Source organism: Brevibacillus brevis (assembly GCF_031583145.1).
GTDB lineage: Bacteria > Bacillota > Bacilli > Brevibacillales > Brevibacillaceae > Brevibacillus > Brevibacillus brevis_E.
The window spans coordinates 4509811-4524456 of the sequence record NZ_CP134050.1; the positions used below are offsets into that span (position 1 = coordinate 4509811).

General features: G+C 56.0%; 14 protein-coding genes. 1 reads left to right on the forward strand and 13 read right to left on the reverse strand.

The window, feature by feature from the left end:
• Positions 1 to 17: 17 nt before the first annotated feature.
• The 12 genes from RGB73_RS22510 to RGB73_RS22565 form a co-directional block, all read right to left on the reverse strand.
• A complete protein-coding gene (locus RGB73_RS22510) occupies positions 18 to 1187 on the reverse strand; it encodes an ABC transporter substrate-binding protein (protein ID WP_310764953.1) in 1170 nt (389 codons plus the stop codon).
• 56 nt (positions 1188 to 1243) lie between these two features.
• Positions 1244 to 1645, reverse strand: coding sequence for a PaaI family thioesterase (locus RGB73_RS22515; RefSeq protein WP_310764954.1), 402 nt, complete (start codon positions 1643 to 1645; stop codon positions 1244 to 1246).
• Positions 1629 to 3200: a class I adenylate-forming enzyme family protein gene (locus RGB73_RS22520; protein WP_310764955.1), complete on the reverse strand. Its 1572-nt coding sequence runs from the start codon at positions 3198 to 3200 to the stop codon at positions 1629 to 1631. The genes RGB73_RS22515 and RGB73_RS22520 overlap by 17 nt, the downstream gene beginning before the upstream one ends.
• Positions 3197 to 4174: a zinc-binding dehydrogenase gene (locus RGB73_RS22525; RefSeq protein WP_310764956.1), complete on the reverse strand. Its 978-nt coding sequence runs from the start codon at positions 4172 to 4174 to the stop codon at positions 3197 to 3199. The genes RGB73_RS22520 and RGB73_RS22525 overlap by 4 nt, the downstream gene beginning before the upstream one ends.
• Positions 4171 to 5010 carry a VOC family protein gene (locus RGB73_RS22530; protein WP_310764957.1) on the reverse strand — a complete coding sequence of 280 codons (840 nt, stop codon included), beginning with the start codon at positions 5008 to 5010 and terminating at the stop codon, positions 4171 to 4173. The genes RGB73_RS22525 and RGB73_RS22530 overlap by 4 nt, the downstream gene beginning before the upstream one ends.
• A gap of 389 nt (positions 5011 to 5399) precedes the next feature.
• Positions 5400 to 6179 (reverse strand): LytR/AlgR family response regulator transcription factor, encoded by a 780-nt coding sequence (locus RGB73_RS22535; protein WP_310764958.1) that lies wholly within the window; start codon positions 6177 to 6179, stop codon positions 5400 to 5402.
• The gene (locus RGB73_RS22540) at positions 6154 to 7866 is read right to left on the reverse strand and encodes a LytS/YhcK type 5TM receptor domain-containing protein (protein ID WP_396136229.1); all 1713 of its coding nucleotides are present in this window, start codon (positions 7864 to 7866) and stop codon (positions 6154 to 6156) included. The genes RGB73_RS22535 and RGB73_RS22540 overlap by 26 nt, the downstream gene beginning before the upstream one ends.
• A 153-nt stretch (positions 7867 to 8019) precedes the next feature.
• A complete protein-coding gene (locus RGB73_RS22545; protein WP_396136230.1) occupies positions 8020 to 8742 on the reverse strand; it encodes an amino acid ABC transporter ATP-binding protein in 723 nt (240 codons plus the stop codon).
• 32 nt (positions 8743 to 8774) lie between these two features.
• Positions 8775 to 9437, reverse strand: a complete 663-nt coding sequence (locus RGB73_RS22550) for an amino acid ABC transporter permease (RefSeq protein ID WP_310764961.1) — start codon at positions 9435 to 9437, stop codon at positions 8775 to 8777.
• Between the two features lie 83 nt (positions 9438 to 9520).
• Positions 9521 to 10336, reverse strand: coding sequence for a transporter substrate-binding domain-containing protein (locus RGB73_RS22555; protein WP_310764962.1), 816 nt, complete (start codon positions 10334 to 10336; stop codon positions 9521 to 9523).
• A gap of 97 nt (positions 10337 to 10433) precedes the next feature.
• Positions 10434 to 11096 carry a 3-oxoacid CoA-transferase subunit B gene (locus RGB73_RS22560; protein WP_310764963.1) on the reverse strand — a complete coding sequence of 221 codons (663 nt, stop codon included), beginning with the start codon at positions 11094 to 11096 and terminating at the stop codon, positions 10434 to 10436.
• Positions 11096 to 11761: a CoA transferase subunit A gene (locus RGB73_RS22565; RefSeq protein ID WP_310764964.1), complete on the reverse strand. Its 666-nt coding sequence runs from the start codon at positions 11759 to 11761 to the stop codon at positions 11096 to 11098. Before RGB73_RS22565 ends, RGB73_RS22560 begins: the two co-directional genes overlap by 1 nt.
• A 273-nt stretch (positions 11762 to 12034) precedes the next feature.
• Between RGB73_RS22565 and RGB73_RS22570 the strand changes: the two genes are divergently transcribed.
• On the forward strand, positions 12035 to 13465 hold the full coding sequence (locus RGB73_RS22570) for a sigma-54 interaction domain-containing protein (protein ID WP_310764965.1): 1431 nt from the start codon (positions 12035 to 12037) through the stop codon (positions 13463 to 13465).
• A gap of 80 nt (positions 13466 to 13545) precedes the next feature.
• Here the strand turns inward: RGB73_RS22570 and hppD are convergent, their stop codons facing one another.
• Entirely contained in the window at positions 13546 to 14637 is a 1092-nt protein-coding gene (hppD, locus tag RGB73_RS22575) for a 4-hydroxyphenylpyruvate dioxygenase (RefSeq protein ID WP_310764966.1), read from the reverse strand.
• Positions 14638 to 14646 lie beyond the last annotated feature (9 nt).

Below are 14646 nucleotides of genomic sequence, written 5' to 3' on the forward strand. Positions count from 1 at the left end.
ATCTGCCGTGCGGGCTCTTATTTCGCGATGACAAACTTGCCGTTTTCCACTACCAGGTTGTAGTACGGTTTGTTGATGTCATCCCGTTTGTCGTCAAATTTGATTTCGCCCGTGACAACAGGCAATCCATTGATTTTGGCCATCGCATCGCGGATGCCCTGGCGGGTTGGGCCGCCGTTCTTTATCCCTTCGAGAACAGCCGTGGTGGCATCATACGCAAGTGCATTGAAATAGCCGCCATCGTGAGCATACTTCTGTTTGAAATCGGCAACAAACTTTTTCACGCGCTCGTTATCCGCTTCCGGATAGAACAGGGAGTCCAAGCGAACACCTTCCACCACATCTTTCGCTTGCAGGAAACCGTCGGATGCGAATGGAGACGCGCCCATGAATTCTGCCTGGATGCCCATTTCCTTCGCTTGCTTGATGATGAGGACGCCTTCGTTGTACAGGCTGCCCAGGTAAATCAGATCAGGGTTCAAGCCCTTCACTTTTGTCAGAGCCGCTGTGTAGTCAATGCTTTGTCCAGGCGGGTACGACTCATAGCCGACCACGTTTGCCCCGAATTCCTCCGCGTATTTTTTAAAGCTGGTCGCATTTGATTTGCCCCAATCCGAATTTACATAGAGCACTGCAATGTTTTTGTGCTTCAGCTTGTTGACTGCGTAATCCGCGAGGTTTTTCCCTTCGAGATCCTGGGTGGTGGAGCTGCGGAAAATCCACTCGTTCTCTTTCTTCGTGATATCAGGGTGCGATGCCGTCGGCGTGATCATCGGCACCTTGCTGCGGTTGTAAATCGGGATCCCGGCAAAGGTAGCAGAACTGCTCCAATGTCCGATCACCGCCACGACACTTTCATCCGATGAAAGCTTTTGGGCTACGTTTGCCGCTTCCTTGGGGTCGTTTTTGTCATCGCCCAGGACAATCTTGACTTTCCGGCCCTCATATCCGCCTTTTTCATTGAACTGTGAAACAGCCAGCTCAGCACCTTCTTGGAAGGCTTTGCCGTATTCGGCGCCGTCACCGCTCATGGGACCCGCAACGGCAATGACAATGTCGCCTTTATCGCTGCTGCCTCCCTGTCCGCTTCCGGTATCGCTTGCTGCTTTCTGTGAGCCGCATCCTGCCAGCACCAGCAGAGACAATGCGACGAGTGCAGACGATGCAAAAGGCCATTTCTTTTTCATTGGTTTCTCCCCCAGATGGTTGTAAATAGTTTGATGGTTGGATTAAATTCGTCGGCTTACTGCGTGCTGTATAGCGCTCTGCCCACCGCTATTTTTTGTCCCGCATCATTTTCCACCACAATGTCGCTGATGCCCAGCGTACGGCCATTTTTGACGATGGTTGCCGTCGCGATGAGGTCCTCCTTGCGCCCCGGACGCAAGTAATCGACCCGCAAATCCACCGTCGGAAGTCCTCTTCCATGTACGCTGATGAGGGCAAAGTCACCGGCAATATCGATCAGTGAGGCAATCACGCCGCCGTGGATATAGCTGTCCGCCTCATCTCCCAAGAGCTCTTCGCGGAATGGCAGCCTGAGCTTGACATACCCTTCCTCCACTGCCTCCAGTGAAAGTTGGAGAAATTGATGGTAACGCGGACGCTGCAAGATCTGGAGAAATCGTTCACGATCCACTGACATGGCGGTCCCCCCTTTCTTCTGCGATCATCTCTACGAGTGCTGCCTTGTTGATCTTGCCTGTGCCATTGAGCGGCATTTCGTCGAGAAACACCACTTGGCGGGGATGGCTGTATGCCGGACCGTTCCGGATGTAATACTCTTTAACGGACTGTTCCGTTAAAGTAGACAGTCGTACCGTTTTTACAAAGGCGACCGGCACCTTCCCTTTCATCTCATGGGCAATGGCCACTACGCATACGTCCTCAATTTCGGGGTGGCGCAGCAAAATGTTTTCGATTTCCTTGGGGTACGCGTTTTCCCCGCCGATGATCATCATGTCGTCTTTGCGGCCCACGATGTAGCCGTATCCATCCTCGTCCAATCGCACCAGATCGCCGGTTTTCAGCCAGCCATCCTCTGAAATGCGCTCCCTGGACAACTGAGGCAAATTCCAATACCCTTTCGCTACCCCAGGGTTTTTGACCCAGAGCTCTCCCACTTCGCCGGCTGGCAGCACCCGGTTAGACCCATCCGTGCTGACGACCCTGACTTCGCTATCCGGAAGCGGCAACCCGGCGGAGCCTTGCTTGTGGATGCCCCATCTCGGCGATACAAGTACCTGTGGTCCGCCCTCCGTCAAGCCGTATGCCTCCAGGATCGCGACACCCAATCGCTCCCGCAGCTCGGATACGAGCTCAGGTGGCACTTCCGAGGAACCGCAAATGATGAAACGCAGGGACGATAAATCGTAACGCGGCTCTTCCTTTACATGGGCGAGCAGCATCTTGTACATGGCCGGAACGCCTGTCGTATAAGTGCATCGGTGTTGATGAATTGCGGCCGCCACCTCCGCCGGTTCAAATCGAGGGAGAATCACCATGGACGCCCCGGCCATCAGGACTGGTTTCACCGCGTTGATCATGGCGTTTTTGTGGTACATCGGCACGGCTACCAGTGCACGGTCATCCCGGTCCAGCATGATCACTTTGCGATTGGTATCGGCATTCCACCATTGCCCGCCGTGTGTCAGCATGCAGCCCTTGGGGTTCCCCGTCGAACCGGATGTGTAAATCAACAGGCACAGATCGTCGCTTGCCATTGGTACGATCGAAAGCGAGACGGGCATGTGTGCCACCAATCGGTCATAGCTGTGAGCAAAGGGAAACGACCGGGTATCGCTAGCTGCAAACAAATGATCGAGCGCTGTCGCATCCGTCAATTCTGCCGCTTTTTCCGCCATCGTCTCATGGAATACGAGGACCTTTGCTCCGCTATCACGCAGAATATAGGTCAAAGCTTCATTTCCCAGCTTGATGTTCAACGGCAATGGCACAGCGCCGATTCGCATCAAGCCGAAGCAGATTTCCAGGTAGCGAATATCGTTTGGGAACAGAATCGCGACACGATCTCCCTTTCGGACGCCATATCGCTGAAACAGCTGTCCCGCTTGATTCATTCGTTGATCAAGCTGGCGGTAGGTCAATTCGATCCCTTCCGAAATGACTGCTGTCTTGTCAGGGGACAAAAGCATGGCCTCGTACGTCAGTTCTCCAAAGTTTCCAGAAGGGGTACTCACGGCGTGACAATCACCTTCCCAAAGATTTCACGCTCTTCGATGACGCGATGCGCTTCCCGAATCTCTTCCAAAGGAAGGATGCGGTCGATTACAGGGATCAGTTTTTTGGAGCGTACGAGGGAGAGCAGCTGTTCCAAATCGCTTCTTTCCCACCCGTTAGAGCCCAGAAGCGCCAGCTCACGGACCCATACGTAGCGCAGGTCGGTCGCTGCTTCAAATCCGGTGGTCGCCCCGCACGTCAGGACGCGACCGCCCTTTTTCGTCGCCAGTATGCTTTTGGGCCATGTGTCTTTTCCGGTGTAATCGACGACCACGTCGACCCCTTTCTTGCCGCTGATCCGCCACGCTTCCTTCGAGAAATCTTCTTTGTTGTAGTTGATCACGTAATCCGCGCCGAGCTGCTTCAATTTCTCCAGCTTTTCATCCGAGCCCGCCGCTGCAATCACCGTCGCGCCGGCCAGTTTGGCGATCTGTACGGCAGCCGTTCCAACCCCGCCGCTGGCGCCCAGAATCAAAACGGTTTCATTCAGCTTGATCTGTCCTCTCGTGATTAGCATCCGCCATGCCGTGCCGTACGCGATCGGCAAAGCCGCAGCCTCTTCAAAGGAGACGTCTTCCGGCAGCGGGATGCAATTGACCGCAGGAACTTTGACATATTCAGCCAAGCCGCCGGTAAAGTCCTCACCCAATGCCTGGCCGTGCACGAGCGGGTCGATCAGCACGCGGTCGCCTACCTTCACATTCGTCACATCGGCCCCGACCTCTGCGATCACGCCGGATACGTCACCGCCAGAAATATGCGGCAATTCGAGATGCCTGCCCGGAATGCCCCGTCGAACAAAAATATCCAAGTGATTGAGCCCGCATGCTTTCACGGAAATAATCACTTCGCCTGACGCCGGCTCTGGCTTTGGATACTCTCCTACCTGCAAGTTGCTGCGATCTCCGTGCTGTACAATCAGCGCTGCTTTCATTCTCCATGTCCCCTCTCGTCATTCGCTATCGATTTGCATTCATAGGTGGCTCCAAACAAGTGGATGCTGCGGTCTCGGGTAGACCCGATCGCTTCAAGAGCGAATGGTGTTTCTCCCTGTGTATCGAGAATCTCCGTCACTGCTCCATTACCTGTCGGACTGCAAAACACCAGATTTCCCCCTGGCAGCTGAAGCGTTTTGCATGCCGCATGCAAGCTCTCATCGTGATATGTCTCACCAGCCTCCAAGCCAAACCAGTTGCTCCATTGCTGCACACAGCGGTCAAGATCTTTCACAGCAAACTTCACCGCCCCAAGAGAAAGCTGCCCAATCGAATGCGGCGCAATGACGCCGCGCTCTTGTAAATCCATCCGTCTCTCTGCATCCGATTCCCCCCATTGGATGAAAAAGGGAAGCGAAAGCGCAGAATCTTCTGACTCGACAAACAGCATCGACCATTCCAGATGCTTGCCATCCGGACGAACGCGGCTGCCTAGAAATGGTCCGATCACGTGAAGCCCCCGCTCCTTCAGTTGGCTGGCAGTACGCACAATATCTTTTGTCCGCAAAGCGATCCGGGCAAACCCCTCCTGATTCGGCAGACGCCTCGCGCTATCGCGAACAAGCAGGTTTTCCTGCTCCGCTTCCGCCAGCGTCCGATTAAAAATGCCTAGAAACTCGATATAGCTCAAATCAAAGTAACAAAGTGAGTTGTAGGTCCCCCAGTTGGCATGCCGCCCGCCCTCAAGCGCATGAAGACCATGTGCCCGAAAATGTGCAGCCGCTTCAACAGGATCTTGAACCAGATGAACAATATGGTCAAAAGCGAGTTCCATTCCGTCACCTCCCGTTTCTTTTTTCATCAGTCCGCTAATTACTTATAAATCCTACCCGATTAATAGGTTTTCGTCAATTCAAATCAAATCTTCTTTTGCAATCTTTTGTCATATTCCGATATTTTTCTATTAAATTTGCAGATTCTTGTCGAATTAACACGGGTTAAAAGCCCCGAAAAAAAAAAAAAGCAGCGGCATCTGCGAACTCAACATAAAGTCCCAGACACCGCTGAAAGGCAGCTCAGATCAACTGATTATTTCATATGGTTGGCTATACTTGAACGACGGCAGGCGTCTCTTCTATGTATCTACCTTTCGCCTGCTGCTTTTCCTCGGCAATGGTAGCAGCTTTTCCACAAAGGGAAAGGACGTGTAACATGCAAAGGAGCTCAAAATCCAAGCCGCTTTTTCAGCTCCTTGACGACGTTGCGGCTCACGGGAATTTCCGTGCGCCGATTGTCCTGCATGACCAGGTGGATCGATCCCTTGAACCACGGTACGAGCTCAGCGGTTTTCGAAAGGTTGACGATATAAGCCCGATGGGTCCGAAAGAAGTGCTTGGGCGACAAGCGGCTCTCCAGCTCCTGCAGCGTGAAGGAGGTCGCATACTTTTCGCCCGCGGTATAAATGCTGGCATAGCGGCCATCCAACGTGGCGTATACGATGTCACCCGGGTCGATCAGCATGATCTTGCCGTTTTTCTCCACGGGGATCCGGCGCGGCTGCTGGTCCTCCAGGAAGTTTTGCAGGAGCGCTTGCAGCTGTTCCTCGAGAAGGGGAGCCGCCTGCGGTGGATCGGCGGCCCGGAGCAGTTTTCGCACGCGGTTCACCGTTTTTTCCAGACGGGTCTCGCTGAACGGCTTGACGATGTAATCGATGGCATCGGTCTCATAGGCGCGAACGGCGTGAATTTCGTACGCGCTGGCAAAAATGATGACCGGCGGCTTCACCATCGATTCCAAGAGCTCCTGGCCGACGTCCACGCCGTCCCGGTCCTGCAGGTGGATGTCCAGAAAAACGGCATCCGGCATGAGCTGCAGCACCGAGTCAATCGCTTCCTCCCCGCTTCCTGCCTCTCCGATCACCGACACGTCGGGAAATTGCTCCAGCAAATACCGCAGCTCCAGACGGGCAGGCGCTTCATCATCCACGATGAACACTTTTAGCATCGGCATTCACTCCTACTGGCAATGTGATGACACAGGTCGTTCCTTCGCCCGGTACGCTTTCGATGACAATTCCGTACGGTTGGCCGTATACCGATTGCAGACGGCTCTTCACATTGGACAAGCCGATCCCGGACAGCCGCCTCTTGCCTTCAGTCCGATCCTGTGCGGGGACAAAAGGATCCTTGTCCATCCCCACGCCGTCGTCCGCGACCGTCAGCTCCAGCGTTCGTCCATCCGTGCGCCTGGCCCTGATCGCGACCGTTCCCCCCTCGCGTTTCGGCAAAAGCCCGTGCTTGACGGCATTCTCGACCAATGGCTGCAGGATCAAGCCCGGTACGACAAACCGCTCCACCCCGGCTTCGATGTCGTACTTCACCTGCAGCTTTTCTCCGAAGCGCGCGCGCTCGATCGCCAGGTACGCCTCGATGTGCTCGAGCTCCTCCGCCAGGCTCACGTAGCCGCCGGAGTCGTGCAGGTTGCGGCGGAAGTACTCCCCCAGGTGGATGAGCAGCTCGCGCGCTTGCTCGGGACGGAAGCGAATGAACGAGACGATCGTATTTAGGGCGTTGAACAAAAAGTGCGGGTTGATCTGCGCATGCAATGCCTTGATCTCCGCGTCCGCCAGCAGCCGTGACTGCTTCTCCAGCTCCGCCAGCTCGAGCTGTGTCGAGATGAGGTTGCCGAGTCCTCGGACGAGCTCCAGATCGACGGCGGACAGCTTGCGGGAGCGATCCTGGTACAGCTTCAGGACCCCGGCGACCTCGCGCCTGCGCATCAGCGGCACGAGGATGGCATAGCGCAAGGGGCAGTTGGACTCCTTGCAGCCGATTTCGTCCCGGCTCTTGGCGATCATCAGCTCACGGGTGTCCAGCACCGCTTGCGTCGCTTTGGTCGTGATCCCCTCGCCCACCACATGATGGGACGAGCCCGCTCCGACATGGGCCAGGACGGTCTTCGTATCCGTGATCGCCACGGCTGCCACGCGCGTCGTGCGCAAGATTTCTTCCGCGACCTTCCGCGCCGAATCAAAGGTCAGGCCTTCCCGCAAATACGAGAGAGTCTTGTCCGCGACCTGCATCGTCCTCTGTGCCTGCAGTGCGCCGATCCGGTCCTCCTCTTTTTTGACTAAATCGATAATGATGACCAGGATGGCGATCCCGAGCGAATTCACGACGGACATCGGGATGCTGATGAACTGCACGAGCGCCAGCGCATCGGCGTAAGGGCGGGCGACCAGCAAAATGATTCCCATCTGCATCCACTCTGCGAAAAATCCGACGCACAGAGCGGTCCTCCAGCCGATTTCCTGCTGGCGGTTGCGCTGAAACTGGTAGATCAAGCCCGCGATCAAGCCTTCGCTGATCGTGGAAATAGCGCACGCCAGATCCGTAAAGCCCCCGAGAGAATAGCGGTGGATGCCCGCAACAAGGCCGGTCAAAAGGCCGACCCACGGCCCTGCCAGGAGACCCGCCACCACTGTGCCGATGACCCGCGAGTTGGCGATGGCATCCTGGTACCAGATGCCGTTGTAGGTACCCAAAATGGAAATCGCGGAGAAGATCAGCACCATGACGGCCTTTTCCCTCCACGTAGCCTGCTGGTTCAAAATGCTGCGAAAAGCGCGGACGCGCGTAAACAACAAGGCAGCGACGATAAGGACAGCCGTCCGCTCCGCCAGCGGCATCATCAAGCCTAGATCCACGGGTCTTCCCCCCTGCTGTAAAAGCGTTTTCTTTTCCTTATTATGGGCGGTAGCGAAAGTTCCGGTCAACACTTGCCTGAAAATTGAAACACCCATCCCAAAGAAAAAAGCGAATGGCCTGCACCATCGCTTTTCCGCTTACAAGACTCGATTTAAAAACTCTCGGGTACGCTCTTCCTTCGGCTGGTTGAAGATCTCCTGCGGCGGCGCCAGCTCGATGATCCTCCCCTGATTCATGAACGCGACGAAGTCCGCTACATCCCGGGCGAAGCCCATCTCATGCGTCACGATGATCATGGTCATCCCTTCCTTGGCGAGCTGCTTCATCGTCTCCAGCACCTCTCCCACCAGCTCGGGATCGAGAGCGGAAGTAGGCTCGTCAAACAGCATGACGTCCGGTTTCATCGCCAGCGACCGCGCAATCGCGACCCGCTGCTTCTGGCCCCCGGAGAGGCTGGCGGGGTAGACTCCCGCTTTGTCTTCCAGCCCTACCTTTCGCAACAGCTGGATGGCCTCGCTTTGCAGCTCCTCTTTATTCGGCTTCCGTACCACCAGCGGGGCCTCCATGATGTTCTCCAGAACGGTTTTGTGGGGAAACAGGTTGAAGTGCTGAAACACCATGCCTACCTTCTGGCGCACACGGGTCAGGTCGTCCTTCTTCGGATCGATCGCCCTCCCTTCGAGGAAGATCTCTCCCCCGTCCTTGATTTCCAAAAAATTGATGCACCGGATGAGCGTGCTTTTCCCCGATCCGCTGGCGCCGATCAGCACGGCCACTTCGCCCTTGTTCACTGTCAGGCTTACGTCCTTCAGCACCTCCTGGTTCCCGAAGCTTTTCCTCAGATTTTGCACGCGAATCATTTCCTGCTTCATCGTACGCCCCTCCCCTCTTTCTAGTCCCCTTTGGCCATGCGGCGCTCCATCCTCTCGACGACATACGTAAAGAGCATCACGATCACCAAATAATAGAGAGCCACGATCAAAAAGAACGTCATCTCATCGAACGTCTCCGCGGACAGGCGGCGTGCCATGGAGAACAGTTCATCCATGGCGATAAAAGCGGCAAGCGACGACTCCTTGAGCGACAAGATGAATTGGTTGCCAAGCGGCGGCACCGACCTCTTCAGCGCTTGAGGCAAAATGATGCGGCGCATCGTCTGTGCGGAAGACATCCCGAGAGAAAGACCCGCTTCCATTTGCCCCTTGTCGATGGATTGGATCGCTCCGCGGAAAATCTCGGCGATGTACGCCCCGCTGTGCACGGCCAAGGCAAGCGCGGCCGACCAAAACTGGCCGAGGTCGATCACTTTGTAAAAACCGAAATAGAGCACAAAGATTTGTACGATCAAGGGAGTCCCCCGAATGACAGTGATGTACAAATTGGCCAGGAAGCTCCCGCCCGGAAGCTTGGAGACCTTCAACAGCGCCACGAGCAGACCGATCACCGTCCCGGCCACGACGGACGCGATGGTAAGCTGAAAGGTCAGGAGCAACGGCTTCATGAACAACGGCAGGGTGCGAAACAACTCTTCTATGACGTGAGCAATGCTGGGCACTCTATGCCCCCCTCGCTTGTAGTGGTATCAGCCTGCCCAGCCCCGATCATGCTCGGCAGGCCGTGGTCGTGTGGTTTCCGGCGCTAGTCCTTTTTGCTGATATCGCGGTTGAAGTATTTTTGGCTGAGCGTAAGGTACGTCCCGTCTTCATGGATTTGCTTGAGCGCTTCATTGATCTTGGCCAAAAGCTCCGTGTTTCCTTTGCGGACCGCAATGCCGTGCTGCACCTCAGTCAGCGCCGCGCCGCTTTTTTTGATTTTCAGGCCTTGCTGAATCGCGATTTCGCCGACGACGCTGTCCGTGATCACGACGTCGTGCTTTCCCTGCTCCAGCGCACGCAGGGCCGTCACATCGCTGTCGTAGGTCTTGATGTTGTCCGTGTATTCGCGTGCCATCTTTTCGTGGGTCGTACCCAGGGCTACCGCCACTTCCTTGCCTTTCAGCTGCTCCAGTGTTTCAATCGAGCCGTCCGGGCGGGTAAAGAGCTGCCCGCCCGACAGGTAGTAGGGGTCGGCGAAATCCACCTGCTGTCTGCGCTCTTCCGTGATGGCATGACTGGCAATGGCAGCGTCGTATCGGCCTTCTTTTACGCCTGCGATAATGCCGGAGAAGGGAGACGTCACCGGTTTCGGCTGAAGATTCAGACGTTTCGCGATCTCATTGCCGATCTCGATGTCAAAGCCCGTCAGTTGCCCGTCCTTGAAATAGCTGAACGGCTGGTATTCACCGGACGCGGCAAAAGTGAACACGCCTGCTTCCTTGGTCATTGCGGCAGCGTTCCCCGCAGGAGCGTCCCCCTGTCCGGCGCTTCCTCCCGCAGGCGCCGACTGGGCACATCCCGTCGCAAAAAGCGCTACCGACAATAGCAACATCCAAATAGACCCTACTGTTTTTTTCATCTCGATTCCCCCTTGTTTTCCCGATAGAGCAAGCCTTGCAACCGCTTGTCATTCACAATGGTTTTGTTCCTATCCACCTCCTTCCACGCCCGGACAGCTAGTCCGGCAATTGAAGATGCTCGGATATTTGCAGAGTGGCCCCCGTCTTTGCGATGACGTCCTCCAGCGTATACGGGTACATGACTTCGGTTAGCACGAGGCCTCCCGCTGTCGTCCGGATCACCGCCCTCTCGGTAATGATCATATCGGCGCATCTCCTGGCTGTGAGAGGCAGCGTGCATTCGGTCACAATTTTGGGTTCCCCCGCTTCGTTCAGATGGCTCATCAAGACGATCACTTTCCTGGCACAATACGCGAGCTCCAGACCTCCTCCGATTCCGTAGATGCGCTTCCCCGGCACGATCCAGTTGGCGAGATCCCCTCGGCGGCTCACCTGCAGGCTGCCGAGGAACGCGACATCCAGCTTTCCCCTGCGGATGATGCCATACGCGACGGACGTATCGAAAAGCGAAGCCCCCGGTACGAGCGAGACAGGGGCGCCGCCAGCGTTCGTGAGGTGGGCGTCCTCCTCCCCTTTGACGGGGGTAGGCCCCAGACCGAGAATGCCGTTGACCGAGTGGAACATGACACCCCACTCGGACGGAATAAAATCAGCGACCAGTTCGGGGATCCCGATGCCGAGATTCACGGTCATGCCTGGCTCGACTTCCTTCGCGGCGCGGCGCGCGATCATATACCGCTCGTCCATGCCAAGTCCCATCACCCCTCACCTCCAGCGCTCTTTACGACGTAATCCACGAAAACGCCCGGTGTCGCAATGTGCTCCGGGTCCAGTTCGCCCACAGGAACGATTTCCTCCGCTTCGACGATCGTCATGTCGGCGGCCATGGCGACCAGCGGATTCAGGTTTCGGGCCGACTTTTCGTACTGCAGATTGCCGTAGGTGTCCGCCCGTCTGGCATAGACGATGCCGATTTGCGCTGTAATCGCAGGCTCCACGAGATAGCGCCTTTCCCCTGCCTGGATGACCATGCTATCTCCTTCCGTTTCCCTTGGCCGGTATTCTTCTACAAGAATGCCGGCCAAGCCGACCCCGCCCGATCGAATTTTTTCTGCCAGGATGCCTTGTGGGTAGAAGGTCACATCGAGCTGACCGGCCATCATCCGTCTACCTGCTTCGGGATTCGAGCCCATATGGGTGGTCACCAGCTTTTTGACGCTTCCCGAGTTGATGAGCCGGCCGATGCCCCAGTCGGGAAAACCGGCGTCGTTTCCGATGAGCGTCAGATCCTGGACTCCTTTTTGCAAGAGAAAGTCGATCAAGAGAAGGGGCGATCCGACTCCTCCGAAGCCGCCGTACAAGATTTCGCTTCCGTCCCGTACATGCTGCATCGCCGTTTCTAACGAGACCCATTTTGATAGCATCGTTGCCAATCCTGTTCTCTCACTTTGTCTGTTTTTTTCGTTCTGTCGATTACCAAAAGCAAAATCCGTGCCACTGATGAAAGCGTCGATTTGCCAGTAGCCGCTCCTCCAAAGCAGCAGTGTGAATCGAATCCGATTCGACCGAATGCGGAGCTTGCCAAACAGGACCGGCTTTTCGGCCGATTCGATCCCGATTCACTTGTTGACGATAGCGATTCACTTTACAATGGGAGGAATATTTTTACATCCAATGAAAAATGGAGGGTAGAGGAAATGGAAAAGGATGCCCAAATCATCGCCTATTTCAAGACAAGCCAGCTGATTGCCATCTTCAATACGCTGGCCGACGGGATTTACATCTCAGATGCGCAAGGCACGACACTTTGGCTCAACGACGCGAGCGAAAACTTGTGCGGCTTTCCGAAAGCGGAGCTCATCGGCCGCAATGTCGCCGACTTGGAAGCCATGGGGGTGTACAAGCCTTCTGTTACTCGCCTGGTCATGGAGACGGGAAAACCGACTACCACCATCCAGCTCGTCAACAAGAAAGGAAAATTTCTCGTGACGGGCCATATCATCCCGGATGAGGAAGGCAAACCGGAGCTGATCGTCGCTCACTCCCGCGACATTACGGAAGCGGCCCGTGCAAGCTCGCAGCTGGAGGAAACCGTGTCGCTCCTGCAGCGATACAGCGAAGAGCTCCGGCTCATAAAGCGCGAAGCCCATCAAAGCCTCTCGCATGCGCTGATCGGCAGCAGCCGTTCCTTTCTCGCGCTTTTGGAGCTCGTCAAAAAAGTCGCGGTCGTCGATACCACGGTGCTCATTACGGGGGAGACCGGGGTAGGAAAGAGCTTTCTCGCCGAGCATATTCACCAGCTAAGCGACCGATGTGGGGGGCCCTTTGTCCACGTCAACTGCAGCGCCATCCCCGAAACGCTCATCGAATCCGAGCTGTTCGGCTACCACAAAGGGGCGTTCACAGGTGCCAGCCATTCCGGGAAGATGGGGCTCGTCAAAATGGCGGACAAGGGGACGCTTTTCCTCGACGAAATCAGCGACCTTCCTTACCACCTGCAATCCAAGCTGCTGCTGCTCTTGCAAAACAAAACATTCATGCCCATCGGAGGGACGAAGACCTATACAGCCGACGTCCGGATCATTGCGGCCACCAACGCCAGCCTGCTCGAGCTCGTCAAAATCGGAAAATTCAGGCACGACCTGTATTACCGCCTCAACGTCCTGCCCATTCACGTACCGCCGATGCGGGAGCGAAAGGAAGACATTTTCCCGCTCGCGCACCATTACTTGCAGACCTTTAACGCCAAACACCGCCAAAGGCGCCGCTTCAGTACGGAAGCCCTCGACGCCCTGCATCATTACGACTGGCCCGGGAACGTCCGGGAGCTGGAAAATATGGTCGAGCGCATCGTCATTACCGCCAAAGAGGATGAGATTCAGATCGCGGATTTGCCGGAGGAGCTCAGGGGCATTCACGACCTGGGGGAGAGCCCGTGGCCGCTGCCAGGAAAAGGTTCTTTGATAGAACGGATGGAAATCATTGAGCAAGAGATCATTCTCAAGGCTCTGCATACGCATAAAAGCACCCGCAAAGCCGCGTCCGCGCTCGGCATCACGCAATCGCTGCTGATGCGCCGGATCAAAAAGTACGGAATTAAGCTCGACGGCCGCTCTGCGGAGTCGTGATCCCTGCCACTCCCCACACCAAAACAAACCCATCAACCGCTTCCGCAGCCGATGGGTTTGCCTCTCGTTACCCTATTGATTTACAAGTTTCCCCGACGCGCCTGCTCCCGCTCCAGCGCCTCGAACAGCGCCTTGAAGTTGCCGTTGCCAAAGCCGCGCGCCCCTTTGCGCTGGATGATTTCCACGAACAGCGTCGGACGGTCGACGATCGGCTTGCTGAACAGCTGCAGCAGGTATCCCTCGTCGTCGCGGTCCACCAGGACGCCCAGTTTTTTCAGCGCCTCGATGTCTTCATCAATCTCCCCTACCCGCTCTTTCAAATCTTCGTAGTACGTATCCGGCACGGAGAGGAAGTCCACGCCGTTTGCTTGCAGCTTGCTCACAGTGCTGATGATGTCCCCCGTCAAAATCGCGATGTGCTGCACGCCCGGCCCGTGGTAGAACTCGAGAAACTCCTGGATTTGCGATTTGCGCCGCCCTTCCGCCGGCTCGTTGATCGGAAACTTGATCCGGCCCGTACCGCTCTGCATGACCTTGGACATCAAGGCGGAGTACTCGGTGGAGATGTCGTCGTCGCTAAAGTTTTGCACGGCAGTGAAGCCCATCACCTTCTGGTAGTAGGACACCCATTCATCCATTACTTCCACGTTGCCGACGATGTGGTCGATGCCAATCATTCCCGTTCCCTCGCTCTTGACCGGCGATGCAAAAGCGGTGAAGCCGGGGAGGAACGGTCCGTTGTAGCTCTTCCGCTCGATGAAGGAATGAACGTTGTCTCCGTACGTACCGATGACGGCCTTCTTGACGGTCCCATGCTCATCCGCGTACTCTGTCGGCTCCATAATCGGAATGGCTCCGCGGGATACGGCTTCCCGGTATGCCTGCTCGCAGTCGTCAACCCGCAGCGCGACATCCTTGACGCCATCCCCGTGCTTCTTCACGAATTCGGCGATCGGGCTGTCCGGCGTGAGCGCCCCGCTGATCACAAATGTCATGTGATTTTGCTTGAGAACATAGGAGACTTTTTCCCGCGATCCTGTTTCCAGCCCTGCGTAGGCGACAGGTTCGAAGCCAAATGCCTTGGCGAAGTAGTGCATCGTCTGCTTCGCGTTTCCTACGTAAAATTCCAGGTAGTCCCAGTCCTGAATCGGGAAGAAATCGGTGTTGCCCATTGTTACCCC

Coding starts and splice junctions, on each gene's coding strand:
- RGB73_RS22510 (WP_310764953.1), bottom strand. CDS start 1,187: ATGAAAAAGAAATGGCCTTTTGCATCGTCTGCACTCGTCGCATTGTCT.
- RGB73_RS22515 (WP_310764954.1), bottom strand. CDS start 1,645: ATGTCAGTGGATCGTGAACGATTTCTCCAGATCTTGCAGCGTCCGCGT.
- RGB73_RS22525 (WP_310764956.1), bottom strand. CDS start 4,174: ATGAAAGCAGCGCTGATTGTACAGCACGGAGATCGCAGCAACTTGCAG.
- RGB73_RS22530 (WP_310764957.1), bottom strand. CDS start 5,010: ATGGAACTCGCTTTTGACCATATTGTTCATCTGGTTCAAGATCCTGTT.
- RGB73_RS22535 (WP_310764958.1), bottom strand. CDS start 6,179: ATGCTAAAAGTGTTCATCGTGGATGATGAAGCGCCTGCCCGTCTGGAG.
- RGB73_RS22540 (WP_396136229.1), bottom strand. CDS start 7,866: ATGATGCCGCTGGCGGAGCGGACGGCTGTCCTTATCGTCGCTGCCTTG.
- RGB73_RS22545 (WP_396136230.1), bottom strand. CDS start 8,742: ATGATTCGCGTGCAAAATCTGAGGAAAAGCTTCGGGAACCAGGAGGTG.
- RGB73_RS22555 (WP_310764962.1), bottom strand. CDS start 10,336: ATGAAAAAAACAGTAGGGTCTATTTGGATGTTGCTATTGTCGGTAGCG.
- RGB73_RS22560 (WP_310764963.1), bottom strand. CDS start 11,096: ATGGGACTTGGCATGGACGAGCGGTATATGATCGCGCGCCGCGCCGCG.
- RGB73_RS22565 (WP_310764964.1), bottom strand. CDS start 11,761: ATGCTATCAAAATGGGTCTCGTTAGAAACGGCGATGCAGCATGTACGG.
- RGB73_RS22570 (WP_310764965.1), top strand. CDS start 12,035: ATGGAAAAGGATGCCCAAATCATCGCCTATTTCAAGACAAGCCAGCTG.
- hppD (WP_310764966.1), bottom strand. CDS start 14,637: ATGGGCAACACCGATTTCTTCCCGATTCAGGACTGGGACTACCTGGAA.